A 23,768-nucleotide genomic window follows, 5' to 3' on the forward strand; every position below is an offset into this window, starting at 1 on the left:
CTTCGTTGGCCCGTTGTCAGCGGGCGTGGCTAATGGAATCTCGGTAGTACCCGTATCGTTCAGCCCGGAGGGCGTCAGCAGGTACGAGGACGGCAGCCCGAACAGCCGCCGACCGTTGTGTCTTGTTATGCGCCGACCACTGTCGGACTTTTGCCCGGAACGAGCGTGGCTGCGCTGGCTGGCGCGATACCGGCTTCGAACTCGGAACGGAAATACTTGATCGCACTGCCCAAGGGTTCAACAGCGCCCGGTGCATGGGCACAGAAGGTCTTGCCAGGGCCGAGGAAATTGACCAGACCCAGCAGGGTTTCGATATCCCCCGGCTGACCCTGACCGTTCTCGATGGCGCGAAGCATCTTCACGCTCCATGGCAAGCCGTCGCGGCATGGCGTGCAGAAGCCACAGGACTCCTGAGCGAAAAACTCTTCCATGTTGCGCAGCAGCGAGACCATGTTGACCGAATCGTCGACCGCCATCGCCAGCCCCGTACCCATCCGGGTGCCGACCTTGGCGATACCGCCTGCGTACATCTGCGCGTCCAGATGCTCCGGCAGCAGGAAACCCGTACCGGCGCCTCCGGGTTGCCAGCACTTGAGCTTGAAACCATCGCGCATGCCGCCGGCGTAGTCCTCGAACAGTTCGCGAGCCTGTACGCCGAAGGGCAGTTCCCACAAACCGGGGTTTTTGACCTTGCCGGAGAAACCCATCAGCTTGGTGCCGTGGTCTTCACTGCCTTCGCGAGCCAGCGACTTGTACCAGTCGTTGCCGTTGTTGACGATGGCAGGCACGTTGCACAAAGTCTCGACGTTGTTCACACAAGTCGGCTTGCCCCACACGCCCACCGCAGCAGGGAAGGGCGGCTTGGAACGCGGGTTGGCGCGGCGGCCTTCCAGCGAGTTGATCAGTGCGGTTTCTTCACCGCAGATGTAGCGACCGGCACCCGTGTGCACGAACAGTTCGAAGTCGAACCCGGTGCCGAGAATGTTCTTGCCCAGCAAACCGGCGGCCTTGGCTTCAGCCACTGCGCGATTGAGGTGCTTGGCTGCGGTGACGTATTCGCCGCGCAGGAAGATATAGCCGCGATAGGCTTTCAGCGCGCGGGCACTGATCAGCATGCCCTCGACCAGCAAATGGGGCAGTTGCTCCATCAGCATGCGGTCTTTCCAGGTATTGGGCTCCATCTCGTCCGCGTTGCACAGCAGGTAGCGGATGTTCATGGACTCGTCTTTGGGCATCAGGCCCCACTTCACCCCCGTGGGGAAGCCTGCGCCACCGCGGCCCTTGAGGCCGGAATCCTTGACCGACTGGACGATATCGTCAGGCGCCTGCTGCGTCAGCGCCTTGCGCGCTGCAGCGTAGCCGTCCTTGGTCTGGTACTCGTCGAGCCAGACCGGTTCGCCGTCGTCGCGCAGACGCCAGGTCAGCGGATGGGTTTCTGCCGTGCGCGCAATGCGGTTGGCAGGGCCGAAGGAAGTGATGGTCATAGGTAACCCTCCAGCATCTTGGCAACGCCAGCAGGCTGTACATCGCCGAAAGTGTCGTCGTCGACCATCACGGCCGGCGCCTTGTCACAGTTGCCGAGGCAGCAGACCGGCAGCAGTGTGAAACGACCGTCGGCGGTGGTCTGACCCAGGCCGATGCCCAGTGAGTTCTTGATCTCGTCGACCACGTTTTCGTGGCCGCCGATGAAACACACCATGCTGTTGCAGACACGAATGATGTGACGCCCGACCGGCTGGCGAAAGATCTGGCTGTAGAAGGTGGCAACGCCTTCGACGTCGCTGGCGGGGATGCCCAGCAGGTCGCCGATCGCGTAAATGGCACCGTCAGGCACCCAGCCGCGTTCCTTCTGAACAATTTTCAGGGCTTCGATGGACGCCGCGCGCGGGTCCTCGTAGTGATGCATCTCATGCTCGATGGCCGAGCGCTCGGTTTCGCTCAGGGCGAAACGGTCAGTCTGGATTAGCGGGCTATTCATGCTTAGCGGTCCACGTCGGCCATAACGAAATCGATACTACCCAGGTACGCGATCAAGTCCGCGACCATGCTGCCTTTGATCACCGAAGGGATCTGCTGCAGGTGCGGGTAACTCGGGGTGCGGATCCGGGTACGGTAGCTCATGGTGCCGCCGTCGCTCGTCAGGTAATAGCTGTTGATACCCTTGGTCGCTTCGATCATCTGGAAGGATTCGTTGGCCGGCATGACCGGGCCCCACGAAACCTGCAGGAAGTGCGTGATCAGGGTTTCGATGTGCTGCAGGGTGCGCTCTTTCGGCGGCGGCGTGGTCAGCGGGTGATCCGCCTTGTACGGGCCTTCCGGCATGTTGCGCATGCACTGGTCGATGATCTTGATGCTCTGGCGCATCTCTTCGACGCGGACCATGCAGCGGTCATAGGCATCGCCGTTGGCGGCCAGTGGCACTTCGAATTCGAAGTTCTCGTAGCCCGAGTAAGGGCGAGCCTTGCGCAGGTCGAAGTCGCAACCTGTGGAGCGCAGGCCTGCACCGGTGACGCCCCACTCGAGGGCTTCCTTGGTGTTGTAGGCGGCGACGCCAATGGTACGACCCTTGAGAATACTGTTTTGCAGGGCCGCCTTGGTGTATTCGTCGAGACGCTTGGGCAGCCAGTCGACGAAGTCCTTGACCAGTTTTTCCCAGCCACGCGGCAGGTCGTGAGCGACCCCGCCGATGCGGTACCAGGCAGGGTGCAGACGGAAGCCGGTAATGGCTTCGATCACGGTGTAGGCTTTCTGGCGGTCGGTGAACGTGAAGAACACCGGTGTCATGGCGCCCACGTCCTGAATGTAGGTTCCCAGGAACAGCAGGTGACTGGTGATACGGAAGAACTCGGCCATCATGATGCGGATGACGTCGACCTTTTCCGGCACCTTGATGCCTGCCAGCTTCTCGACCGAGAGCACATAAGGCAGGTTGTTCATCACCCCGCCCAGGTAATCGATACGGTCGGTGTAGGGAATGAAGCTGTGCCAGGACTGACGTTCGGCCATCTTCTCGGCACCACGGTGGTGGTAGCCGATGTCTGGAACGCAATCGACGATTTCTTCACCGTCCAGTTGCAGAATGATACGGAACGCACCGTGAGCGGAAGGGTGGTTCGGGCCCAGGTTGAGGAACATGTAGTCCTCGTTGGCGCCAGAGCGTTTCATGCCCCAGTCTTCCGGACGGAAGCGTGCGGCTTCCTCTTCCAGTTGCTGTTTGGCTAGGGTCAGGCTGTACGGGTCGAATTCCGTCGCACGGGCAGGGAAGTCCTTGCGCAGCGGATGGCCTTCCCAGGTCGGCGGCATCATGATGCGGCTCAGGTGCGGGTGGCCCGGGAAATCGATACCGAACATGTCCCAGACTTCACGCTCGTACCAGTTGGCGTTCGGCCAGATGCTGGTGATGGTCGGTACACTCAGGTCGCTTTCGAAAAGCGCTACCTTGATCATCACGTCGCTGTTTCGCTCGATCGACAGCAGGTGATAGAACACGGTGAAGTCTGCGCCGGGCAGACTACGACGGTTTGTGCGCAGCCGTTCGTCCACGCCATGCAGGTCATAGAGCATGGAGTAGGGCTTGGGCACGTTGCGCAGGAACGTCAGAATTTCAAACAGTCGGGCGCGCTCGACCCACAGCACGGGCATACCGGTGCGAGTCGGCTGGGCAGTGAAAGCCTCGGCACCAAAACGGTTATTCAGTTCAACGACGACATCTTGGTCGTCAGCCTTGTAAGGCGGGATGTACAGAGCGTTGTCTGCAGTCATAGGTCTCAATCACTTCGGTCAACGTACAGAATCAACCCCGGTTCTTGTCTTTTTTATAAGAAGAACGGGCTGGATCAGACTTCGTCGGGGCTGCGCAGGTTGGTCACCTGAATACGCTGTTCGCGGCGCTGTTCCTTTTGCGATGGCATCTCGGCGCGGTATACGCCTTGATCGCCAACGACCCAGGAAAGAGGGCGACGCTCCTTGCCGATGGATTCCTGCAACAGCATCAAGCCTTGCAGAAACGCTTCGGGGCGGGGCGGGCAGCCGGGCACGTAGACATCCACGGGAAGGAATTTGTCCACCCCCTGGACCACTGAGTAGATGTCGTACATGCCACCGGAGTTGGCACACGAACCCATGGAAATGACCCACTTGGGTTCGAGCATTTGCTCGTAGAGACGCTGGATGATCGGCGCCATCTTGATGAAGCAGGTACCGGCAATAACCATGAAATCCGCCTGCCGTGGCGACGCCCGGATGACTTCAGCGCCAAAGCGCGCGATGTCGTGGGGGGCCGTGAAAGCGGTGGTCATTTCCACATAGCAGCACGACAGGCCGAAGTTGTAGGGCCACAGGGAGTTTTTACGCCCCCAGTTGACCGCACCGCTCAGCACGTCTTCCAGCTTGCCCATGTAGATGTTTTTGTGGACTTGATCTTCTAACGGATCGGAAACGGTTTCCCGTTTGCCGATGGGGTACTGCTCGTTAGGAGCGTCCGGGTCGATCCTGGTGAGATTATATTGCATCGCCAAAGCCTCATTGTTTCAGCTTCGCTTGCCGATTACGGCGACCTTCAGGAGCCCAGTCAAGAGCGCCAACCCGCCATAGGTAGACAAGACCTGCCAACAGAATTGCTATGAAAACGAGAGCTTCGACGAATCCGGTCCAGCCGCTTTCGCGGACGGACACAGACCAGGCAAAGAGAAAGAGGGCTTCAATGTCAAAGATCACGAAAAGCATCGCGACCAGATAGAATTTTGCGGAGAGACGCAGACGCGCACTGCCGGTGGGCAGCATGCCGGATTCGAAAGGTTCGTTCTTGCTGCGGCCCCAGGCCTTGCTTCCGAGCAGGCTGGACAGACCGAGCATGAAGGCACAAAGGCCGACAACACCCAAAAGGAAAATGGCGAAGCCCCAGTTGTGGGCAATCAGACCTGTCGATTCGGGCATGCTGTCAGTCCTTGTTAGAGAGCAAAGGTCTCTGTGCTTGATAAAGAGTCGAGGCAGTGACGAAATGTCGCAGTGCGGTCAACGGATTGATTTTATGTGCAAACAGTTGGCAAGTAAATTTTCTACATCAAATTTATTTACGGAATCAATCGCCCGAGACCTGTCGGGAAGGCTGCAGGGCCTGTGAGGCGGGCGTCAGCAGGGTTTTCGTTAATTATGTTTCTTGATGACGAAAAGGAATAAAAGGCAATTTGAATGATAATTAATATCATTTGAAGAGGCTTTGATAGTTCAAAGTACGGTAGTCGGCGCATAGTGGGTGACGGGACTGCTTATAAAGTGCGCCTTTTATAGCAGTCGCTCGGCAACTGCATATTGTCCGAAGTCAATACCGGAACCCTCTGACACAACAGACAGACCGCCCTTACGGACGGCCTGTATTTTCAACGCGTTGCGCGGTGTGTCAGTGGAATTGCTCTTCTTCGGTTGAGCCGGTCAGTGCGGTTACCGACGATACGCCACCCTGGATCACGGTCGTCATGTCATCGAAATAGCCCGTGCCCACTTCCTGCTGGTGAGCCACGAAGGTGTAGCCCTTGGCAGCGTCGGCGAACTCCTGTTCCTGCAGCTTCACATAGGCGGTCATGTCATTGCGGGCGTAGTCGTGCGCCAGGTTGAACATGCTGTGCCACATGTTGTGAATGCCCGCCAGGGTGATGAACTGGTGCTTGTAGCCCATGGCCGAGAGCTCGCGCTGAAACCTGGCGATGGTTGCGTCGTCGAGGTTTTTCTTCCAGTTGAAGGACGGCGAGCAGTTGTAGGACAGCAACTGATTGGGGTATTGCTTTTTGATCGCTTCGGCGAAGCGGCGTGCCTCGTCGAGGTCCGGCCTGGCTGTTTCGCACCAGATCAGATCAGCGTAAGGCGCGTAGGCCAGGCCGCGCGCGATGGCCTGATCGAGGCCGGCGCGAACCTTGTAGAACCCCTCATGGGTCCGTTCGCCGGTCACGAATGGCTTGTCATACGGATCGCAATCGGATGTCAGCAAGTCGGCAGCGTTGGCGTCAGTCCGGGCCAGAATGATGGTCGGTACACCGGCCACGTCGGCGGCCAGGCGTGCAGCGACCAGTTTCTGTATGGCTTCCTGAGTCGGGACCAGCACCTTGCCGCCCATGTGGCCGCATTTCTTCACCGACGCCAGTTGATCTTCAAAGTGCACCCCGGCGGCACCGGCCTCGATCATGCTTTTCATCAGCTCATAGGCATTGAGTACGCCGCCGAACCCGGCTTCCGCATCTGCGACGATCGGAGCGAAGTAGTCGATGTAGCCTTCGTCACCCGGCGCCTTGCCGGCTTTCCACTGAATCTGGTCGGCACGGCGGAACGAGTTATTGATGCGCTTGACCACGGTCGGCACCGAGTCGACCGGGTACAGCGACTGATCCGGGTACATGGACTCGGCAGAGTTGTTGTCGGCAGCGACCTGCCAGCCGGACAGGTAGATGGCCTGAATGCCGGCCTTGACCTGCTGCACGGCCTGGCCACCGGTGAGGGCGCCCATGCAATTGACGAAATCCTTGTCCGGCCGGAAGGACGGTTTGGCACCCTGGGTCACCAGATTCCACAGCTTGTCTGCACCCAGTCGTGCAAAGGTGTGTTCGGGTTGAACCGAGCCGCGCAGGCGGACCACATCTGCAGCGGAGTAAGTACGGGTCACGTTTGTCCAGCGCGGATTTTCAGCCCAGTCTTTCTCGAGAGCCGCTATTTGTTGTTCGCGTGTCAGTGCCATGGTGATAAACCTCTAGAAGTAGGTCTCGCTGGAAAGTCCTGCTCCGCCAAAACGCCTCGTTTATCGAAGGCACGGTAGATGGCTGCTCGCTGATCCGGGGTTTTGCTTGAAGCCGCACGTTACGTGGGTCGCGACGGGTGAACGATGTGCTCGAGGGGAGAGCGGGCGTCCGGACATGAGGCTGTCAGGTGGACAGTCGGGCCTGCAGTGGCGTTGTGCATCACCGTCGGCCTTGCCGGGTTACCGTTTACGCTTCCGTCCCTCGGGACAACTTCGTTCCAGTCGCAACCTCGTCAAACTGCCTTGTGGGCGGTGCGGACACGAATCGGCTCTGCGGGGTGATTGAGAGCGGCGACTCGAAGGCTTTTTGCAAAGCCTCTGATTAGCGGGAGCGAGGCAATCATGCCTCGCACTTATGGGGGCGTCAAACGTTTTGTAGTGCTTTTTTTAGATCACTACATATTTGTGAAAAGTCGACCGGCCAGTCATCAAAAGGCCCGTAAGTATTGGGTTTTCAGCCCGGGCAGGCTATTCGAGGGTTTCAACCTTTACGCGCAAAATCATGTCGTCGCGACCCTGGGTGGAATAGCGCTGCGCCAGGCCACTCTGATCAGCGACGGATTCATTGCTGTTGCTCGCCAGCGTGATCCATTCTCCCAGTCGGCCACTGACCTGGCTGTCGGTACTTTGCACCTTGATAGCGTCAGGGCGCTCTTGGCTCATGCGATCATGATTGGTGCTGATGCTCAGGTGAACCGTGTCGCCGGTCACGCTGGCCGTGACGTAGAACCCTTGGGTTACGTTGCGGTACTCGGTGTCGCTTCGGGAGTATCCGTACGTGTCCGTGGAGGAGGAGGTCAGCGGTACGCTCTGGCCAACCTGGATGAGTGCAGGAGTGCCTTCGCTGGTTTGCACTTGTTGCACGCCGCCTTCACGGCTGGCGGTACCGTACTCGATTACTCGCGAGCCGCTGCTGCTGCGCGTCGCGCTGTCGCTGGTGTCGACGCTGATCAGCAAGCGTTTCGGCGCGGTATCGAGTTGCGAGATCAAGGTGCGAAGTTCTTCGATCTTGCGGGACTCTGCGTTCACGATAAGTTGATTGCCATAGGCGCTGACGGTGCCTTCGTCGCCCAGAAAGGATTTGGCGACCGGCAACAGATCGGCACTGGTGCGGTAGTTGAGCGGCACGACTTCAGTCGCCGCAAAGACGTGAGCGCTGAAGGCGATCAGCATCGAGGTGAGCGCTGCATTGAGCAAGTTGCGTACTGACATGTTCATTCTCCGCGGTAAGCGCGTAAAGCATGATTGTGCCACTGTGTCGGCTGCAGGCAATCAAGCTGAATGGTCAGGCATAAAAAAGCCCTGCCGCTTTTCGGTTCGACCTTGAGAGGGTCTAGCGAAAAAGGGCAGGGCGATCATTATGTAGTGCCGCGGTGAGCGCCTACATAACGGCGTTGATCACGCTTCGCGGAGCATATCGACGTGTGGCAGGCCGGCTTCGAGAAACTCGTCGCTGATAACCGAAAAGCCGAAGCGCTGATAAAACTCGACGGCCTGCACCTGAGCGCTCAGCTTGAGCGGCTTGAGGCCACGCTGTTCGGCTTCATGGATCACGGCATCCAACAGAGCCTCACCGACCTTCAGGCCACGCCAGTCTCTCAGGACTGACAGGCGACCGATCTCGCCATCGGGCAGCAGTCGGGCAGTGCCCACCGCATATTCACCCTCGTACGCAAGAAAGTGCACGGCACCTGCGTCTTCGGCATCCCACTCCAGTTCCGGCGGCACCGATTGTTCGGCAATGAATACCGAATCGCGTATGCGCCGGATATCGGCGTTGTTCTTCTGCCATTGGGCGACAGCTACAGTGACTTTATTCATCGGCAAATCCCAGGCTTCCTTGTTTTACGAGTTCGCAAAGCAAATTGCGCCCCTCGTCATCGGCCAACCATTGGCCGAGGTTTTCGCTGTGCAACGCATCGGCGGCACAGATCAGTTTGAGCAGGTCACGCAGGCTGCCCGGCAGCAGGCGGCTCTGGCCACTGGCAAACAGTAGCAGATCGTCATCGACTTCAGACCAGGCCAGCCGTGCGCTCGGGTTGCGAATCAGCACCGCGCCCTGCTCGAGGCTGTCGAGCAGGTCCTGTTCGTCGAGCTCGGGGCCGGTTACCAGTTCCGGGTAGCGCGGCTCGGTCATGAACTGGCCGAACCAGGTCAGCAGCAGGCGTTCGTCACTCATGTGCTCGGCCAGCAGCGTTTTCAGGCGATCGAGCGCGTCATGCTGGATCTGATGGGGGTCGCTGACCGGCTGGGCATCAGCATCGGTATAGCGCTCTTCGTCCGGGATGAACTGGCTGAGGAAGTCGGTGAAGTGAGTCAGGACTTCGGCAGCGCTTGGCGCCCGGAAACCGACCGAGTAGGTCAGGCAGTCGTCGACGGCGACGCCGCAGTGCGCCAGGCGCGGCGGCAGATAAAGCATGTCGCCCGGTTCCAGCGTCCACTCTTCGGTCTTCTCGAATTCGGCAAGGATGCGCAGATCGGCATGCTGCAGCAGCGGGCTTTCCGCATCGCACATCTGGCCGATCTGCCAGTGACGCTTGCCGTGTCCCTGAAGCAGGAACACATCATAGTTGTCGAAATGCGGGCCGACGCTGCCGCCAGGCGCAGCGTAACTGATCATCACATCGTCAATCCGCCAGCTGGGCAGAAAACGGAAGTTTTCCAGCAGCTCACTGACCTCCGGAACGAATTGGTCCACGGCCTGGACCAGCAGCGTCCAGTCGCGCTCGGGCAGCTTGCTGAACTCGTCTTCAGCGAACGGGCCACGACGCAGCTCCCACGGACGCTCGCCGTTTTCGATGACCAGGCGCGACTCCACTTCTTCTTCCAGGGCGAGGCCGGCAAGCTCGTCCGCGTCGATCGGGCTTTGAAAGTCCGGCAGAGCCTGGCGGATCAGCAGCGGTTTTTTCTGCCAGTAGTCACGCAGGAAAACGCGAGCACTGATGCCGCCCAGAAGTTGTAGAGGAATATCAGGATTCATGTGTAAGCCCTTGAAATGAAAACGCCCGGCACAGCCGGGCGTGTGCAATTTTTTTGCGTGTCAGATGCGCTTGGCCTGAGCGGCTGCGTTACCGATGTAATTGGCTGGCGTGAGCTTCTTGAGCTCGGCCTTGGCTTCGGAGGGCATGTCCAGACCGTCGATGAAAGTCTGCAACGCTTCAGGACCGATGCCCTTGCCGCGGGTCAGTTCTTTCAGTTTTTCGTACGGGTTTTCGATGTTGTACCGACGCATGACAGTCTGAATCGGCTCTGCCAGAACTTCCCAGCATGCGTCCAGATCGGCGGCAATGCGCTGTTCGTTCAGTTCCAGCTTGCTGATGCCCTTGAGGCTGGCTTCGTAGGCAATGACGCTGTGGGCAAAGCCGACGCCCAGGTTGCGCAGCACGGTGGAGTCGGTCAGGTCACGCTGCCAGCGAGAGACAGGCAGCTTGCTCGCCAGATGCTGGAACAGTGCGTTGGCGATGCCCAGGTTGCCTTCGGAGTTTTCGAAGTCGATCGGGTTGACCTTGTGCGGCATGGTCGAGGAGCCGATTTCGCCAGCGATGGTGCGCTGTTTGAAATAGCCCAGCGAGATGTAGCCCCAGATGTCACGGTCGAAGTCGATCAGGATGGTGTTGAAGCGCGCAATGGCATCGAACAGCTCGGCAATGTAGTCGTGCGGTTCGATCTGCGTGGTGTAGGGGTTGAAGCCCAGGCCCAGTTCGTCTTCGATGAAGGCGCGCGCGTTGGCTTCCCAGTCGATGTCTGGGTAGGCAGAGAGGTGGGCATTGTAGTTGCCGACTGCGCCGTTGATCTTGCCGAGCAACGGGACCGCCGCGATCTGGCTGATCTGGCGCTCGAGGCGGTAGACGACGTTGGCCAGTTCCTTGCCCAGTGTGGTCGGGGAGGCGGGCTGGCCGTGGGTGCGGGACAGCATCGGCACGTCTGCGAAGCGAATCGCCAGCTCGCGGATGGCGTCGGCGATCTGGCGCATCAGCGGCAGCACGACAGTGTCGCGGCCCTCGCGCAGCATCAATGCGTGAGACAGGTTGTTGATGTCTTCGCTGGTGCAGGCGAAGTGGATGAACTCGCTGACCTTTTCCAGCTCTGGCAATTTGGCAGCCTGCTCCTTGAGCAGATACTCCACAGCCTTCACGTCATGATTGGTGGTGCGCTCGATTTCCTTGACGCGCTCGGCATGCTCCACGGAGAAGTCTTCAGCCAGGGCATCCAGGATGGCGTTGGCTTGCGCGGAGAAGGCCGGGACTTCGGTGATCTGCGGGTGAGCCGCAAGACGCTGGAGCCAGCGAACTTCAACCATCACGCGGAAACGGATCAGGCCGTATTCGCTGAAAATAGGGCGCAAGGCCTGGGTTTTGCCGGCGTAGCGGCCATCAACAGGGGAAACCGCAGTGAGCGAAGAAAGCTGCATAGGATGCTCTCGGACAGTCGGGCGACGAAAAGGGCGCATATCATACATGAAAAGTCAGTCGGACCGGAGCCCGCTGACCAGCGTAGACAGCGTCGTGCCTGGGGTGGTGAAGGTCATTGGCGCGCGGCGGGTCAGCCGTGCAGCAATGGATAGAGTTCTTTCAACAACTTGCGGCGGCTGAACACCAGTTGCCAGCGATGACCGCCAACTTGCCGCCACAGCCGGGCAGAGCGAATACCGGCCAGCAGAATGCCGCGAATCTTCGAGGCATTGTTCGGCTGCTGCAGGTTGCGCATGTCGCCTTGTACCTGAATGCGCTGGCGCAAGGTGCTCAGGGTGTCCTGATACAGTGCGCCGGTCGCGGCAATCACGTTCTCGTGGGCGATGCCGAAATGCTCGACCTGGGACTGAATGACCGGAATGCGTTTGCCGATTACTTCAAGCAGGTCATCGCGCTTGGCCAACTGGCGTTCAAGGCCGAGCATCGACAGGGCGTAGCGCAACGGTTCGCGTTGCAAGGTTGCCGGGTCACGCTCCAGGGCGCTGGCCATGGCGCGATAGCCTTCGTGCAGGTTGAGGTCGTCGCCGCCGTAAACGTCAAGCGTATCCTTGGGGTCGACCACCAGCAGGCTGCCGAGCATGCAGCTCAGGGCCGCTTCGCTGATCTGACCGGTCTTGGCGATCCGGTCGACCAGCACGGCGGCCTGGAATACACCGCCCAGAGCGATCAGTTGTTCCTGAGTCGGGCTCATCAACGCTTGTCCTTGCTGGTCCAGGGTTCGGCAATTTCGATCACGCCGCCGCCCAGACAGATTTCGCCGTCGTAGAACACCACGGACTGACCGGGAGTGACAGCGCGTTGCGGGTCATCGAATGTGGCGCGGTAACCGTCAGCGGTCTTTTCCAGCGTGCATGGCTGGTCGCCCTGGCGGTAACGGACCTTCGCGGTGAGCCTGCGCGGGCTGCTCAGATCGATCGGGTTGACCCAATAGATTTCCGAAGAGACCAGCGCACGGGAAAACAGCCAGGGATGATCGTTGCCCTGGCCGACGATCAGTTCATTGTTTTCCAGGTCCTTGACCAGCACGTACCACGGATCGTCGCTGGCGTCCTTGAGACCGCCAATGCCCAGGCCCTGACGCTGGCCGATGGTGTGGTACATCAGGCCGCTGTGACGACCGATGACTTCGCCTTCGGTGGTCTTGATCTCACCGGGCTGGGCAGGCAGGTACTGACGCAGAAAGTCGGTGAAGCGGCGCTCGCCAATGAAGCAGATGCCGGTGGAATCCTTCTTCTTGGCAGTGGCCAGGCCGTGCTTTTCGGCAATGGCACGCACTTCCGGTTTTTCCAGCTCGCCAACCGGGAACAGCGTGCGGGCAATCTGCTCGCCGCCAACGGCGTGCAGGAAGTAGCTCTGGTCCTTGTTCGGGTCCAGGCCTTTGAGCAGTTCGGTACGTCCATCGATATCGCGGCGACGTACGTAATGACCGGTAGCAATAAGGTCGGCGCCGAGCATCAGTGCGTAGTCGAGAAACGCCTTGAACTTGATTTCGCGGTTACACAGGATGTCCGGATTCGGCGTGCGCCCGGCCTTGTACTCTTCGAGGAAGTGCTCGAAAACGTTGTCCCAGTACTCGGCTGCGAAGTTGGCCGTGTGCAGCTTGATGCCGATCTTGTCGCACACGGCCTGGGCATCTGCCAGGTCTTCGCGGGCGGTGCAGTATTCCGTTCCGTCGTCTTCTTCCCAGTTCTTCATGAATAAGCCTTCCACCTGATAACCCTGCTCCATGAGCAGTACGGCGGAAACGGAAGAGTCCACGCCGCCGGACATGCCGACTATGACGCGCTTCATTTCTGAGTTCGAGGGGGCTGGATCACGCATGGGGATTCAACGGCTGACCTGTAAAAGGACGCGATTCTATCAGGCTGAGGGCGTCGAGTCTCACGCCTTGTCGCGCAGCAGGTCGAGACTGAAACGTTCGCCATCGAGGTAGTCGTCCAGGCAACGCAATACCAACTCGCTGCGCCAGCGCTCCTGCTGGGCCACCAGTTCATCGCGAGTCAGCCAGACTGCGCCGACGATGCCTTCATCGAGTTGATATTGCGGATGGTGGCGCAGGGCCTTGGCGGCAAAGCAGATTCGCTGGTAGGTCACGCCATTGCTCGGCGCGGTGTACAGGTAGATGCCCACCACGCTGCTCAATTCGACGTCCCAGCCGGTTTCTTCCAGGGTTTCACGCACGGCGGCGCGTTGCAGGCTTTCGTTCGGGTCGAGGTGCCCGGCGGGTTGGTTGAGTACGGCGCGTCCGCCTTTGATTTCTTCGACAAAAAGAAAGCGGCCTTGATCTTCGACGATGGTGGCGACGGTAACGTGGGCTTGCCAGGTCATGATAATGGGGCTCCTTGCAGGGGATTGAGTCAGCCTTAGCAGCTTATGGGTGTTCGAACTGCAGATCATGCCTCAGCGCGCTGACGCAGAAGTCCACAAAGGCTCGCACTTTGGATGAGCGACGACGGCCCTCCAGGTAAACAACGTGAACCGGTTCCGGCATTATTTCGAACGTGTCCAGAACACACTTGAGCCTGCCTTCCTGCAGGTGCTCGCGTATCTGATAGTACGGCACCTGGGTCAGTCCCCAGTCCTGCAATGCTGCGCTGATAGCCGCCTGATACGACGTCAGGCTGAGTCTCGATGCGACGTCTACTGAGTAATGCTTGTCGTCGATCCGGAAAAGCCAGTGAGGCGAGCGTTCGGCGGTGCTGGTCGAAACTGTCGAATGCTGTCGCAAATCGTCGGGATGCTGCGGAACTCCGTGCTTTTCGAGATAGCCAGGGGATGCGCAAACCATACGCCGCACGCTACCTGTCTGGATTGCGGTAAGAGACGAATCGGGCAGGGTGCCGATCCTGACGGCCACGTCGACGCCCTCATCGAGCATGGACACGACCCGGTCGACCAGAATGGCACGGATGTCCACAGCCGGAAACCGCTCGAGAAAGCTCGTCATTACGGGCACGACATGCAGCGCGCCGAACATCTGAGGTGCGGTGACCGTCAGCAGGCCGCCTGGCAACGCATGCAAGCCGCCCGCCGCGCTTTCAGCCTCATCAAGGTCGGCAAGCAGTCGGCGGCAATCTGCGGCGAAGCGCTGGCCCGCCTCGGTGAGCCGCATGTTGCGAGTGGTGCGCACCACCAGAAGGATGCCCAGGCGACTCTCCAGACTCGCGACAGCCCGGGTTACCGTGGCGGTCGACAGGCCAAAGTGGCGGGCTACCCCGGCAAAACTGGTTTGCTCGGCAAGTCCGGCAAAAAGCGTCATTTCCTGAATACGGTCCATGGTCCGCCTGCCTGCCACGAGAGATGTGGAGTCGTATCAGTATTTCAGAAATTGAAATGGTGAATTGATTTTTACGGTGATTCTGCAGCTTACATGCAATGACTAGGATAGCAACTCATTCATCCAGCCCGGTCAGACTCTCCTATGAAAAATTTCGGTTCAGTCGACGCTGAAAACGCCCCATCCGGTGTCAGTCGGCGCAAGGTTTTACAAGCGTCCGCGATAGGCGCTGCTTCTGCTCTCGGGGCGTCGTTGGTGAGCGCCGCTTCTGCAAGCAATAAACCTCTCAGGGAAAATGCAATGAACAGTGATGATGCTTTCCGCGTGACGTTTCACACTCAGCAGGTAGGAGACGTAAATGTGTTCTATCGCGAAGTCGGACCCAGGGACGCCCCGGTGCTTCTGCTGCTCCATGGGTTTCCGAGTTCCAGCCACATGTTTCGTGACCTGATGCCATTGTTGGCGAGTCAGTACCGCCTGATCGCTCCCGATCTGCCCGGTTTCGGCAATACCAAAGCACCACCGCGCGGGCAGTTCGATTACACATTCGAAAACCTTTACACGGTGATCGAGGGCTTTACCGAGGCACTGGGCCTGAAGAAATACGCGTTATACCTATTCGACTATGGCGCACCGACAGGCTTGCGGCTCGCAGCGGCGAACCCGGAGAAGGTTACTGCAATCATCAGTCAGAACGGCAATGCCTATCTGGAAGGATTCAGCGATCAATGGGGCCCGTGGCAAGCCTATTGGCGCGAGCCTTCGGCAGCCAATCGCGAAGCCTGTCGCGCCTCGTTGTCACCGCAAGTCATCCGGGACTGGCAATACGGTACGGGAGCCGATCCTGAAAAGCTTTCTCCCGATGGCTACAACCTCGACATCCTGTATATGGCGCGGCCGGGCGCAGAGGAAATCCAGCTTGACCTGATTCTTGACTACCGCAGTAACGTAGCGGCTTACCCCTCGTTTCAGGAATACCTGCGCAAATATCAGCCTCCCTTGCTGGCGGTCTGGGGCAAGCACGATCCGGCGTTTATACCTCCGGGCGCGCATGCTTATCGCAAGGACGTCCCGGCTGCTGAGGTGCATCTGCTGGATGCAGGCCACTTTGCATTGGAAACACACGCGCCGGAGGTCGCCGAATACATTCGCGACTTTCTTTCGCGCACGCTGAAAGGCTGAGCGGAGTGGTGGTGTGCTTGAGCAGGCATCTCCCTGGTGCCCGGGCTTACACAGGTAGCTGACATTTTCCATGGATAAAAAAATCCCCGGCAACAGGCCGGGGATTTTTTTGTGAGACGGTGCATTTTTTATGCGCCGCCTTGGATTGCCTCTTACAGCGCGGCGATGGCCGCGTTGAGCGTGGCGCTCGGGCGCATGGCCTTGCTGGTGACTTCCGGGTTAGGGAAGTAGTAGCCGCCAATGTCCACCGGCTTGCCCTGAACGGCGTTCAGCTCGGCAACGATTTTTTCTTCGTTGTCGGTCAGGGTCTTGGCCAGCGGCGCGAACTGCGCCTTGAGGTCTGCGTCGTCGTTCTGAGCAGCCAGTGCCTGGGCCCAGAACAGGGTCAGGTAGAAGTGGCTGCCGCGGTTATCGATACCGCCGACCTTGCGCGAAGGCGACTTGTTACGGTCCAGGAACTCGCCAGTGGCCTGATCGAGGGTCTTGGACAGAACCAGCGCTTTCGGATTGTTGTAGGCATGGCCCAGATGCTCGAGGGACGCCGCCAGGGCCAGGAATTCGCCCAGCGAATCCCAGCGCAGGAAGTTTTCCTCGACGAACTGCTGCACGTGCTTCGGAGCCGAACCACCGGCGCCTGTTTCGAACAGACCGCCGCCGTTCATCAGCGGAACGATCGACAGCATCTTCGCGCTGGTGCCCAGTTCCATGATCGGGAACAGGTCAGTCAGGTAGTCGCGCAGAACGTTGCCGGTCACCGAAATGGTGTCCTTGCCTGCGCGCGTGCGTTCCAGGGTCAGCTTCATCGCGTCGACAGGTGACAGGATCTGGATATCCAGGCCCGAGGTGTCGTGGTCGCCTAGGTACTTGCGCACTTTTTCGATCATCACGCTGTCGTGGGCGCGGGATGAGTCCAGCCAGAAGATAGCCGGGGTGTTGCTGGCGCGGGCACGGTTGACGGCCAGTTTCACCCAGTCCTGGATCGGTGCGTCCTTGGCCTGGCACATGCGCCAGATATCGCCGGCTTCGACGTTCTGTTCCATCAGCAGGTTGCCCTGGATGTCGGTTACGCGAACCACGCCGTTGGTCTGAATGTGGAACGTCTTGTCGTGGGAGCCATACTCTTCGGCCTTCTGAGCCATCAGGCCGACGTTCGGTACGCTGCCCATGGTGGTCGGGTCGAATGCGCCATTTTTCTTGCAGTCTTCGATGACCGCTTGATAGATGGTGGCGTAGCAGCGATCCGGAATGACGGCCTTGGCATCGTGCAACTGACCGTCTGTGCCCCACATCTTGCCGGAGTCACGGATCATTGCCGGCATCGAGGCGTCGACGATGACGTCGCTCGGCACGTGCAGGTTGGTGATGCCCTTGTCGGAATTGACCATCGCCAGCTGTGGGCGAACGGCGTAGACCGCTTCGATGTCAGCCTTGATCTCTGCCTGCTTGTCAGCGGGCAGGGCAGTGATGCGCTCGTATAGGTCGCCGATGCCGTTGTTCAGGCTGAAGCCGATCTGCTTGAGCGTATCAGCGTGCTTGGTCAGCGCATCCTTATAGAACTCGTCGACGATCTGGCCAAACATGATCGGGTCGGAGATCTTCATCATGGTGGCTTTCAAGTGCACCGAAAACAGCACGCCCTGCTTGCGTGCGTCTTCGATTTCGGCAGCAATGAAGCTGCGCAGGGCCTTGGCGCTCATGACCGAGCAGTCGACGACTTCGCCAGCCTTGACGGCGGTTTTTTCCTTCAGGACGGTGGTGGTGCCGTCCTGAGCGACGAGTTCGATCTTGACGGTATTGTCGGCCGCGATCTCGGCGGCTTTTTCGCTGCCGTAGAAGTCGCCGTTGCTCATGTGTGCAACGTGAGCCTTGGAGTCAGCCGACCAGGCGCCCATCTTGTGCGGGTGCTTGCGCGCGTAGTTCTTGACCGACAGCGGGGCGCGGCGATCGGAGTTGCCTTCGCGCAGAACCGGGTTCACGGCGCTGCCCTTGGTCTTGTCGTAGCGTGCGCGGGTTTCTTTTTCCGCGTCAGTGGCAGGGTTTTCAGGGTAGTCAGGAATGTTGTAGCCCTGATTCTGAAGCTCCTTGATGGTCGCCTTCAATTGCGGGACCGAGGCGCTGATGTTAGGCAGCTTGATGATGTTGGCCTCTGGCGTGGTAGCCAGTTTGCCCAGCTCGGCGAGATGATCCGGCACTTTTTTGTCGGCAAGCAATTCCGGGAAGCTGGAAAGAACACGGCCCGCCAGAGAAATGTCGCGTGTTTCCACGTCGATATCGGAGGTCGCTGTGAACGCTTCGATAATGGGCAGCAGGGAGTAGGTGGCGAGGGCCGGAGCTTCGTCGGTGAAGGTGTAGATGATCTTCGAGCGGTTGGACATTCGTATTAACTCTCTTTTGCTGAGCATGCACAAAATCTCGATACGCGCATTGTAGGCGCGCTTGCCCACGGTTCGGCCATGAGCCAGGTCGAGGTTTATTCGCGGTGATGTTGGGTGCATCAGTCGAGCGTCAAGCTGTCGGGTCAGGTAGCAGCCCGACGCATAAGGAAGGCCGAGGGTCAGAATCCAGACGGGTCGGCCTTGATGACTCTGCGGTCACGGCGCGAGTATATCAAACCATTGGCACCAAGCATTAATGCTATGCGAGCTATCGAAAAATGAATATCCGCCGTTGGTCGAACGCGCGGTCTTTCAGGCCGGGTTCGGGAATGCTTGCATGCGGGCGTGCACGCCTTGAGGGGGGGGATCAGATGGGGAAGGGCAGAGTTTCGTTGCTCAGGATGGCTCGGGATAAACGAAGTGAACGTTCTGGATTGGAGTCTGGGCATCCGCGGTGCAATAACCGCTAATACGATACCCCGGGGAGCGCGACGGGTATAAAGCAGACCAATGTCTCTGTCTGTTTATGTGTCCGGCAAAGCTCATTGCATGCTTCTGCCAATTCGGCGGGCTCTGATGGCTGCCGTTATACATCAACTGATTTTTTCCACACGAGCATCAGGCGTCCGCGTGAGCGTGGTCCTGCTGAAGCAGCGGCTGGGTATCTTTTGCCGGATCCTGCTTTTTTTCTTCCGAGCTGTTGATTTTTATCGCCTGAAGCCCTTTTGGGCCGTGGGCGACTTCAAATCTGACTTTCTGGCCAGCCTTGAGAGTTTTGTAACCGTCCATTTCGATGGCCGAGAAATGAACGAACAGATCCTCGTCACTCTTGCCTTCAGCGTTTATGAACCCAAACCCTTTTGCATTGTTGAACCACTTGACTTTTCCTTCAATCATCACCATCTCCCTCTGCAAAGGACTCCGTCAGGAGTATCATCCACTTCAATCCGCTCCCCACCCAAAAAAATTTTGGTTGACTGCGCGGACCCTTTTTACCCAATGTGGGCTCTATTGTTTGTAACACCGTTTAGCTGATAGTCAAGGTCATGTGGCAGCCCATTTAAAAACCGTCCAGACTGCGACTAAATTGCTCAATCCGCCCTCAAACGAACATTTCTTTCCATGCATGCATTCAGCAAGATTCGACTAACATTCAATCAGGATGATCCGCAGTCGCACGAGGACGACTCGGCGGGCATTGCGGTGCAGGACGCCAAGCCGGCCCTGCAGGCGCCACCGATGTACAAGGTGGTTTTATTCAACGATGACTACACCCCGATGGATTTCGTCGTAGAAGTGCTCGAGGTGTTTTTTAACCTGAATCGTGAGCTGGCCACCAAAGTCATGCTGGCCGTCCATACAGAGGGACGGGCAGTCTGCGGATTGTTTACCCGCGACATCGCCGAGACCAAGGCAATGCAGGTCAATCAATACGCCAGGGAGAGCCAGCATCCGCTACTCTGTGAGATCGAGAAGGACGGTTAAACGCCGACCACTTGGGTATGAGGTGAAGCTATGTTAAACCGTGAGCTCGAAGTCACCCTCAATCTTGCCTTCAAGGAGGCACGTTCGAAGCGTCATGAGTTCATGACGGTCGAGCATCTCCTGCTGGCTCTATTGGATAATGAGGCTGCAGCCACTGTCCTGCGTGCCTGCGGCGCAAACCTCGATAAACTCAAGCATGATCTGCAGGAGTTCATCGACTCCACCACCCCGCTGATCCCCGTTCATGACGAGGATCGCGAGACACAACCGACGCTCGGGTTCCAGCGCGTGCTGCAACGGGCAGTCTTCCATGTGCAGAGCTCCGGCAAGCGCGAAGTGACCGGCGCCAATGTGCTGGTTGCGATTTTCAGTGAGCAGGAAAGCCAGGCCGTATTTCTGCTTAAACAGCAGAGCGTGGCCCGGATCGATGTCGTCAACTATATCGCCCACGGTATCTCCAAGGTGCCAGGGCATGGCGAACACTCTTCTGAAGGTGAGCAGGATATGCAGGACGACGAGGGCGGTGAAGCATCTTCCTCAGGCAATCCTCTGGATGCCTATGCCAGCAATCTGAACGAGTTGGCGCGTCAGGGACGCATCGACCCACTGGTCGGCCGCGAAAGCGAAGTCGAGCGGGTGGCACAGATTCTGGCTCGTCGTCGCAAGAACAATCCTTTGCTGGTCGGTGAAGCGGGTGTCGGTAAAACGGCCATCGCCGAAGGTCTGGCCAAGCGCATCGTCGACAATCAGGTGCCTGACCTGCTTGCCAACAGCGTCGTCTACTCGCTCGACCTGGGCGCGTTGCTGGCCGGGACGAAATACCGCGGCGATTTCGAGAAGCGCTTCAAGGCGTTGCTCAACGAGCTGCGCAAGCGTCCCCAGGCGATCCTGTTCATTGACGAGATCCACACGATCATCGGTGCCGGCGCAGCTTCTGGCGGGGTAATGGATGCTTCCAACCTGCTCAAGCCGCTGCTGTCTTCCGGCGAGATTCGTTGCATCGGTTCGACCACCTTCCAGGAGTTTCGCGGGATTTTCGAGAAGGATCGTGCCTTGGCGCGTCGTTTCCAGAAAGTCGATGTGTCCGAGCCTTCGGTCGAGGACACCATCGGTATCCTGCGTGGCCTGAAAAGCCGTTTCGAGCAGCATCACAGTATCGAATACAGCGACGAAGCCCTGCGCGCTGCCGCCGAGCTTGCATCGCGCTACATCAACGACCGTCATATGCCTGACAAGGCCATTGACGTGATTGATGAAGCGGGTGCGTACCAGCGTCTGCAGCCGGTCGAAAAGCGCGCCAAACGTATCGATGTGCCCGAGGTTGAAGACATCGTTGCCAAGATCGCGCGTATTCCGCCAAAACACGTCAACAGCTCCGACAAGGAACTGCTGCGTAACCTGGAGCGCGATCTCAAGCTCACTGTATTCGGACAGGATGCGGCGATCGACTCGTTGTCGACGGCGATCAAGCTGTCTCGCGCAGGTCTCAAGTCGCCTGACAAGCCGGTCGGTTCGTTCCTGTTCGCCGGTCCTACGGGCGTCGGCAAGACCGAGGCGGCTCGTCAGCTGGCCAAGGCACTGGGCGTCGAGTTGATCCGTTTCGACATGTCCGAGTATATGGAACGGCACACCGTTTCCCGTCTGATCGGCGCGCCTCCGGGCTATGTCGGTTTCGACCAGGGCGGTCTGCTGACCGAGGCCATTACCCGTCAGCCACATTGCGTGCTGTTGCTCGATGAAATCGAAAAGGCTCACCCGGAAGTCTTCAACCTGCTTCTGCAGGTGATGGACCACGGTACGCTGACCGACAACAACGGGCGCAAGGCGGACTTCCGCAATGTGATCGTGATCATGACCACCAACGCCGGGGCCGAGTCTGCTGCGCGGGCTTCGATCGGTTTCACGCATCAGGACCATTCGTCCGACGCGATGGAAGTGATCAAGAAGAGCTTCACGCCAGAGTTCCGCAACCGCCTGGATACCATCATTCAGTTCGGTCGCCTCAGCCACGAAGTCATCAAGAGTGTGGTCGACAAGTTCCTCACCGAGCTTCAGGCCCAGCTGGAAGACAAGCGCGTACTGCTCGAAGTGTCCGAGGCGGCGAGAAGCTGGCTGGCGCAGGGTGGTTACGATGCAGCAATGGGTGCCAGACCGATGGCTCGCCTGATTCAGGACAAGATCAAACGGCCACTCGCCGAAGAGATCCTGTTCGGCGAACTGTCAGAGCATGGCGGCGTGGTTCACATCGATATCAAGGATGGCGAGATCACCTTCGATTTCGAAACCACGGCGGAAATGGCCTGATAGCCGACGCCTTGCCCCGCATCATTGATCGATGCGGGGCAGGTCGAGGGCATCGGACGTAAAAAACAGGCATACAAAAACGCCCGGCTTATGCCGGGCGTTTTTGTTAATGCCTGTTTAACGAGCGCGGTAGGTGATGCGCCCTTTGCTCAGGTCGTAGGGCGTCAGCTCTACACGCACTTTGTCACCGGTCAGAATACGGATGTAGTTCTTGCGCATCTTGCCGGAGATATGCGCGGTTACGACGTGCCCGTTTTCCAACTCCACGCGAAACATGGTGTTGGGCAGGGTGTCGACGACAGTGCCTTCCATTTCGAAGCTGTCTTCTTTCGACATGCAGTAAAGCCCTCGGTATACAAATGAGTGGCCCGGTGCAAGTGGCGCCAGGCAAAAGCGGCGTGCATTGTGCCCGAAAAAACCAGTTTAAGCCAAGGGGTTCAATACAGAGTGACCCATCTTTGATTGGTGAGCAGCTCGATGGGGCGATATTGGGTCTTGTAATTCATCTTTTTGCAGTTCTTGATCCAGTAGCCCAGGTACACCGCCTGCAGTTGAAGTCTGGCAGCCTCGGCGATCTGCCACAAAATGGCGTAACGGCCCAGACTGCGGCGTTCTTCATCGGGTTCGTAGAACGTGTAGACCGCGGAAAGTCCGTTGGGCAGCAGGTCGGTGACGGCAACTGCCAGCAGACGTTGATCGACACGAAATTCGTAAAAGCGCGAAAAAGGCAGATCGCGAACCAGGAATGTCGAAAATTGCTCCTGGCTCGGCGGAAACATGTCGCCGTCAGCATGACGTTGTTCAATATAACGCTGATAAAGATCGAAGTATTCCTGAGTGAACGCGGGCTTGGCGCTTTGCACCTGAATGTCGACATTGCGTTTCAGAATGCGTTTTTGCTGACGGTCGGGTACGAAGAGGTTCACCGGAATGCGCGCAGGCACACAGGCACTGCAGTTCTGGCAGTGCGGGCGATAGAGATGGTCACCGCTGCGGCGAAACCCCATGTCCGACAAGTCAGCGTAGACCTGTACGTCCATCGGCTGGCTGGGGTCCAGAAACAGGGTCGTCGCCTGCTCTTCGGGCAGGTAACTGCAAGTGTGCGGTTGAGTGGCATAAAACTTCAGCCTCGCCAGCTCTGTCATGGTCGTCGCCTAATGGTGAATCCTTACCCATGAGTGTATGCCAGCCTGTCAAACTCGCCTAGCTGACCAGTCGGCGTCGGTCGGCTGATCCAGATGGCGGGACAGGTAATCGGCGAAGGTCTGCCGGGGAATGGAGCGCGCGCCGAAGCTATGCAAATGTTGCGTGGGCATCTGGCAGTCGATCAAGACAAATCCCCAGGCAGTCAAATGTTCCACCAGGGTGGCAAAACCGACTTTCGAGGCATTGTCTGCCCGGCTGAACATCGACTCGCCGAAAAACAGCTGGCCCATTGCCAGGCCGTACAGCCCGCCGACCAGCTCATCCTGATCCCAGACCTCGACGCTATGTGCGTGACCGCGGCGGTGCAGTTCGACATAGGCCGCCTGCATCGAGCCGGTTATCCAGGTTTCGTTGGCATAACTGCGAGGGGCGGCGCAGGCCTTGATCACGCTGGCGAAATCCTGATCGAAGGTCACCCGATAGCGCGACTGGCGCAGAACCTTGGCCAGGCTGCGCGAAATATGAAGTTCTTCGGGAAACAGCACCGTGCGCGGATCGGGAGACCACCAGAGAATCGGCTGCCCGTCCTGAAACCAAGGAAAGCAGCCGTGTCGATAGGCGCTGATCAGGCGATCGGCTGACAAGTCTCCGCCTGCGGCGAGCAAACCGTTGGGTTCACGGAGGGCTTCTTCCAATGGGGGAAAATCGAGGCTGTTGCGGTTCAACCAGGTCAGCATGGCATC

Annotated in this window: 22 protein-coding genes; 3 read left to right on the forward strand and 19 right to left on the reverse strand. The window is 58.6% G+C overall.

Annotation, left to right across the window (positions count from 1 at the left end; genetic code table 11):
- Positions 1-125 precede the first annotated feature (125 nt).
- From nuoF to KBY02_RS12355, 14 genes are all read right to left on the reverse strand, one after another.
- Positions 126-1,484 (reverse strand): NADH-quinone oxidoreductase subunit NuoF, encoded by a 1,359-nt coding sequence (gene nuoF, locus KBY02_RS12290; protein ID WP_003405108.1) that lies wholly within the window; start codon positions 1,482-1,484, stop codon positions 126-128.
- Positions 1,481-1,978 carry an NADH-quinone oxidoreductase subunit NuoE gene (gene nuoE / locus KBY02_RS12295; protein ID WP_003371730.1) on the reverse strand — a complete coding sequence of 166 codons (498 nt, stop codon included), beginning with the start codon at positions 1,976-1,978 and terminating at the stop codon, positions 1,481-1,483. The genes nuoF and nuoE overlap by 4 nt, the downstream gene beginning before the upstream one ends.
- A gap of 2 nt (positions 1,979-1,980) precedes the next feature.
- Entirely contained in the window at positions 1,981-3,762 is a 1,782-nt protein-coding gene (nuoC, locus tag KBY02_RS12300) for an NADH-quinone oxidoreductase subunit C/D (RefSeq protein ID WP_024660446.1), read from the reverse strand.
- A gap of 74 nt (positions 3,763-3,836) precedes the next feature.
- Positions 3,837-4,511, reverse strand: coding sequence for a NuoB/complex I 20 kDa subunit family protein (locus KBY02_RS12305; RefSeq protein ID WP_003405105.1), 675 nt, complete (start codon positions 4,509-4,511; stop codon positions 3,837-3,839).
- Positions 4,512-4,521: 10 nt separating this feature from the next.
- A complete protein-coding gene (locus tag KBY02_RS12310) occupies positions 4,522-4,935 on the reverse strand; it encodes an NADH-quinone oxidoreductase subunit A (RefSeq protein WP_002554011.1) in 414 nt (137 codons plus the stop codon).
- 463 nt (positions 4,936-5,398) lie between these two features.
- Positions 5,399-6,724, reverse strand: a complete 1,326-nt coding sequence (gene aceA / locus KBY02_RS12315; protein ID WP_024660445.1) for an isocitrate lyase — start codon at positions 6,722-6,724, stop codon at positions 5,399-5,401.
- Positions 6,725-7,252: 528 nt separating this feature from the next.
- On the reverse strand, positions 7,253-7,996 hold the full coding sequence (locus tag KBY02_RS12320) for a secretin N-terminal domain-containing protein (protein WP_003405102.1): 744 nt from the start codon (positions 7,994-7,996) through the stop codon (positions 7,253-7,255).
- A gap of 186 nt (positions 7,997-8,182) precedes the next feature.
- Entirely contained in the window at positions 8,183-8,605 is a 423-nt protein-coding gene (locus KBY02_RS12325) for a GNAT family N-acetyltransferase (RefSeq protein WP_003405100.1), read from the reverse strand.
- Positions 8,598-9,764 (reverse strand): cupin domain-containing protein, encoded by a 1,167-nt coding sequence (locus KBY02_RS12330; protein ID WP_003405098.1) that lies wholly within the window; start codon positions 9,762-9,764, stop codon positions 8,598-8,600. Before KBY02_RS12330 ends, KBY02_RS12325 begins: the two co-directional genes overlap by 8 nt.
- Positions 9,765-9,824: 60 nt before the next feature.
- On the reverse strand, positions 9,825-11,195 hold the full coding sequence (purB, locus tag KBY02_RS12335) for an adenylosuccinate lyase (RefSeq protein WP_096135298.1): 1,371 nt from the start codon (positions 11,193-11,195) through the stop codon (positions 9,825-9,827).
- A 131-nt stretch (positions 11,196-11,326) separates the two neighbouring features.
- The gene (gene hflD, locus KBY02_RS12340; RefSeq protein ID WP_003405097.1) at positions 11,327-11,947 is read right to left on the reverse strand and encodes a high frequency lysogenization protein HflD; all 621 of its coding nucleotides are present in this window, start codon (positions 11,945-11,947) and stop codon (positions 11,327-11,329) included.
- Positions 11,947-13,077 (reverse strand): tRNA 2-thiouridine(34) synthase MnmA, encoded by a 1,131-nt coding sequence (gene mnmA, locus KBY02_RS12345; protein ID WP_024642113.1) that lies wholly within the window; start codon positions 13,075-13,077, stop codon positions 11,947-11,949. Before mnmA ends, hflD begins: the two co-directional genes overlap by 1 nt.
- Positions 13,078-13,137: 60 nt before the next feature.
- A complete protein-coding gene (locus KBY02_RS12350) occupies positions 13,138-13,584 on the reverse strand; it encodes an NUDIX hydrolase (RefSeq protein WP_024642112.1) in 447 nt (148 codons plus the stop codon).
- Positions 13,585-13,627: 43 nt separating this feature from the next.
- Positions 13,628-14,533 carry a LysR family transcriptional regulator gene (locus KBY02_RS12355; protein WP_011268271.1) on the reverse strand — a complete coding sequence of 302 codons (906 nt, stop codon included), beginning with the start codon at positions 14,531-14,533 and terminating at the stop codon, positions 13,628-13,630.
- Positions 14,534-14,833: 300 nt separating this feature from the next.
- Between KBY02_RS12355 and KBY02_RS12360 the strand changes: the two genes are divergently transcribed.
- Entirely contained in the window at positions 14,834-15,715 is an 882-nt protein-coding gene (locus KBY02_RS12360; RefSeq protein ID WP_003405090.1) for an alpha/beta fold hydrolase, read from the forward strand.
- 152 nt (positions 15,716-15,867) lie between these two features.
- On the opposite strand, the gene KBY02_RS12365 is transcribed toward KBY02_RS12360, so the two are convergent.
- Positions 15,868-18,090 carry an NADP-dependent isocitrate dehydrogenase gene (locus KBY02_RS12365; RefSeq protein ID WP_011268270.1) on the reverse strand — a complete coding sequence of 741 codons (2,223 nt, stop codon included), beginning with the start codon at positions 18,088-18,090 and terminating at the stop codon, positions 15,868-15,870.
- A 618-nt stretch (positions 18,091-18,708) separates the two neighbouring features.
- Positions 18,709-18,993, reverse strand: a complete 285-nt coding sequence (cspD, locus tag KBY02_RS12370) for a cold shock domain-containing protein CspD (protein ID WP_024639673.1) — start codon at positions 18,991-18,993, stop codon at positions 18,709-18,711.
- Positions 18,994-19,212: 219 nt separating this feature from the next.
- Here cspD and clpS point away from each other — a divergent pair, with 219 nt between their 5' ends.
- Together clpS and clpA are read left to right on the forward strand one after the other, a co-directional pair.
- Positions 19,213-19,575 carry an ATP-dependent Clp protease adapter ClpS gene (clpS, locus tag KBY02_RS12375; protein ID WP_003317955.1) on the forward strand — a complete coding sequence of 121 codons (363 nt, stop codon included), beginning with the start codon at positions 19,213-19,215 and terminating at the stop codon, positions 19,573-19,575.
- A gap of 30 nt (positions 19,576-19,605) precedes the next feature.
- Positions 19,606-21,879 (forward strand): ATP-dependent Clp protease ATP-binding subunit ClpA, encoded by a 2,274-nt coding sequence (gene clpA, locus KBY02_RS12380; RefSeq protein WP_003317954.1) that lies wholly within the window; start codon positions 19,606-19,608, stop codon positions 21,877-21,879.
- Between the two features lie 117 nt (positions 21,880-21,996).
- Here clpA and infA read toward each other — a convergent pair whose 3' ends face one another.
- From infA to aat, 3 genes are all read right to left on the reverse strand, one after another.
- Positions 21,997-22,215 (reverse strand): translation initiation factor IF-1, encoded by a 219-nt coding sequence (gene infA, locus KBY02_RS12385; RefSeq protein WP_002553999.1) that lies wholly within the window; start codon positions 22,213-22,215, stop codon positions 21,997-21,999.
- A 101-nt stretch (positions 22,216-22,316) separates the two neighbouring features.
- A complete protein-coding gene (locus KBY02_RS12390; RefSeq protein ID WP_003405082.1) occupies positions 22,317-23,024 on the reverse strand; it encodes an arginyltransferase in 708 nt (235 codons plus the stop codon).
- Positions 23,025-23,072: 48 nt separating this feature from the next.
- Positions 23,073-23,762: a leucyl/phenylalanyl-tRNA--protein transferase gene (gene aat, locus KBY02_RS12395; RefSeq protein WP_024639672.1), complete on the reverse strand. Its 690-nt coding sequence runs from the start codon at positions 23,760-23,762 to the stop codon at positions 23,073-23,075.
- Between the last annotated feature and the right edge of the window lie 6 nt (positions 23,763-23,768).

Origin of the sequence: Pseudomonas sp. P129, assembly GCF_020312195.1 — a bacterium.
In the GTDB taxonomy this organism is placed as follows: Bacteria; Pseudomonadota; Gammaproteobacteria; order Pseudomonadales; family Pseudomonadaceae; genus Aquipseudomonas; species Aquipseudomonas fragariae.

Excerpts from the sequence above, each read along its gene's own strand:
- nuoF (WP_003405108.1), bottom strand. The coding sequence starts at position 1,484 with ATGACCATCACTTCCTTCGGCCCTGCCAACCGCATTGCGCGCACGGCA.
- nuoE (WP_003371730.1), bottom strand. The coding sequence starts at position 1,978 with ATGAATAGCCCGCTAATCCAGACTGACCGTTTCGCCCTGAGCGAAACC.
- nuoC (WP_024660446.1), bottom strand. The coding sequence starts at position 3,762 with ATGACTGCAGACAACGCTCTGTACATCCCGCCTTACAAGGCTGACGAC.
- KBY02_RS12305 (WP_003405105.1), bottom strand. The coding sequence starts at position 4,511 with ATGCAATATAATCTCACCAGGATCGACCCGGACGCTCCTAACGAGCAG.
- KBY02_RS12310 (WP_002554011.1), bottom strand. The coding sequence starts at position 4,935 with ATGCCCGAATCGACAGGTCTGATTGCCCACAACTGGGGCTTCGCCATT.
- aceA (WP_024660445.1), bottom strand. The coding sequence starts at position 6,724 with ATGGCACTGACACGCGAACAACAAATAGCGGCTCTCGAGAAAGACTGG.
- KBY02_RS12320 (WP_003405102.1), bottom strand. The coding sequence starts at position 7,996 with ATGTCAGTACGCAACTTGCTCAATGCAGCGCTCACCTCGATGCTGATC.
- KBY02_RS12325 (WP_003405100.1), bottom strand. The coding sequence starts at position 8,605 with ATGAATAAAGTCACTGTAGCTGTCGCCCAATGGCAGAAGAACAACGCC.
- KBY02_RS12330 (WP_003405098.1), bottom strand. The coding sequence starts at position 9,764 with ATGAATCCTGATATTCCTCTACAACTTCTGGGCGGCATCAGTGCTCGC.
- purB (WP_096135298.1), bottom strand. The coding sequence starts at position 11,195 with ATGCAGCTTTCTTCGCTCACTGCGGTTTCCCCTGTTGATGGCCGCTAC.
- hflD (WP_003405097.1), bottom strand. The coding sequence starts at position 11,947 with ATGAGCCCGACTCAGGAACAACTGATCGCTCTGGGCGGTGTATTCCAG.
- mnmA (WP_024642113.1), bottom strand. The coding sequence starts at position 13,077 with ATGCGTGATCCAGCCCCCTCGAACTCAGAAATGAAGCGCGTCATAGTC.
- KBY02_RS12350 (WP_024642112.1), bottom strand. The coding sequence starts at position 13,584 with ATGACCTGGCAAGCCCACGTTACCGTCGCCACCATCGTCGAAGATCAA.
- KBY02_RS12355 (WP_011268271.1), bottom strand. The coding sequence starts at position 14,533 with ATGGACCGTATTCAGGAAATGACGCTTTTTGCCGGACTTGCCGAGCAA.
- KBY02_RS12360 (WP_003405090.1), top strand. The coding sequence starts at position 14,834 with ATGAACAGTGATGATGCTTTCCGCGTGACGTTTCACACTCAGCAGGTA.
- KBY02_RS12365 (WP_011268270.1), bottom strand. The coding sequence starts at position 18,090 with ATGTCCAACCGCTCGAAGATCATCTACACCTTCACCGACGAAGCTCCG.
- cspD (WP_024639673.1), bottom strand. The coding sequence starts at position 18,993 with ATGGTGATGATTGAAGGAAAAGTCAAGTGGTTCAACAATGCAAAAGGG.
- clpS (WP_003317955.1), top strand. The coding sequence starts at position 19,213 with ATGCATGCATTCAGCAAGATTCGACTAACATTCAATCAGGATGATCCG.
- clpA (WP_003317954.1), top strand. The coding sequence starts at position 19,606 with ATGTTAAACCGTGAGCTCGAAGTCACCCTCAATCTTGCCTTCAAGGAG.
- infA (WP_002553999.1), bottom strand. The coding sequence starts at position 22,215 with ATGTCGAAAGAAGACAGCTTCGAAATGGAAGGCACTGTCGTCGACACC.
- KBY02_RS12390 (WP_003405082.1), bottom strand. The coding sequence starts at position 23,024 with ATGACAGAGCTGGCGAGGCTGAAGTTTTATGCCACTCAACCGCACACT.
- aat (WP_024639672.1), bottom strand. The coding sequence starts at position 23,762 with ATGCTGACCTGGTTGAACCGCAACAGCCTCGATTTTCCCCCATTGGAA.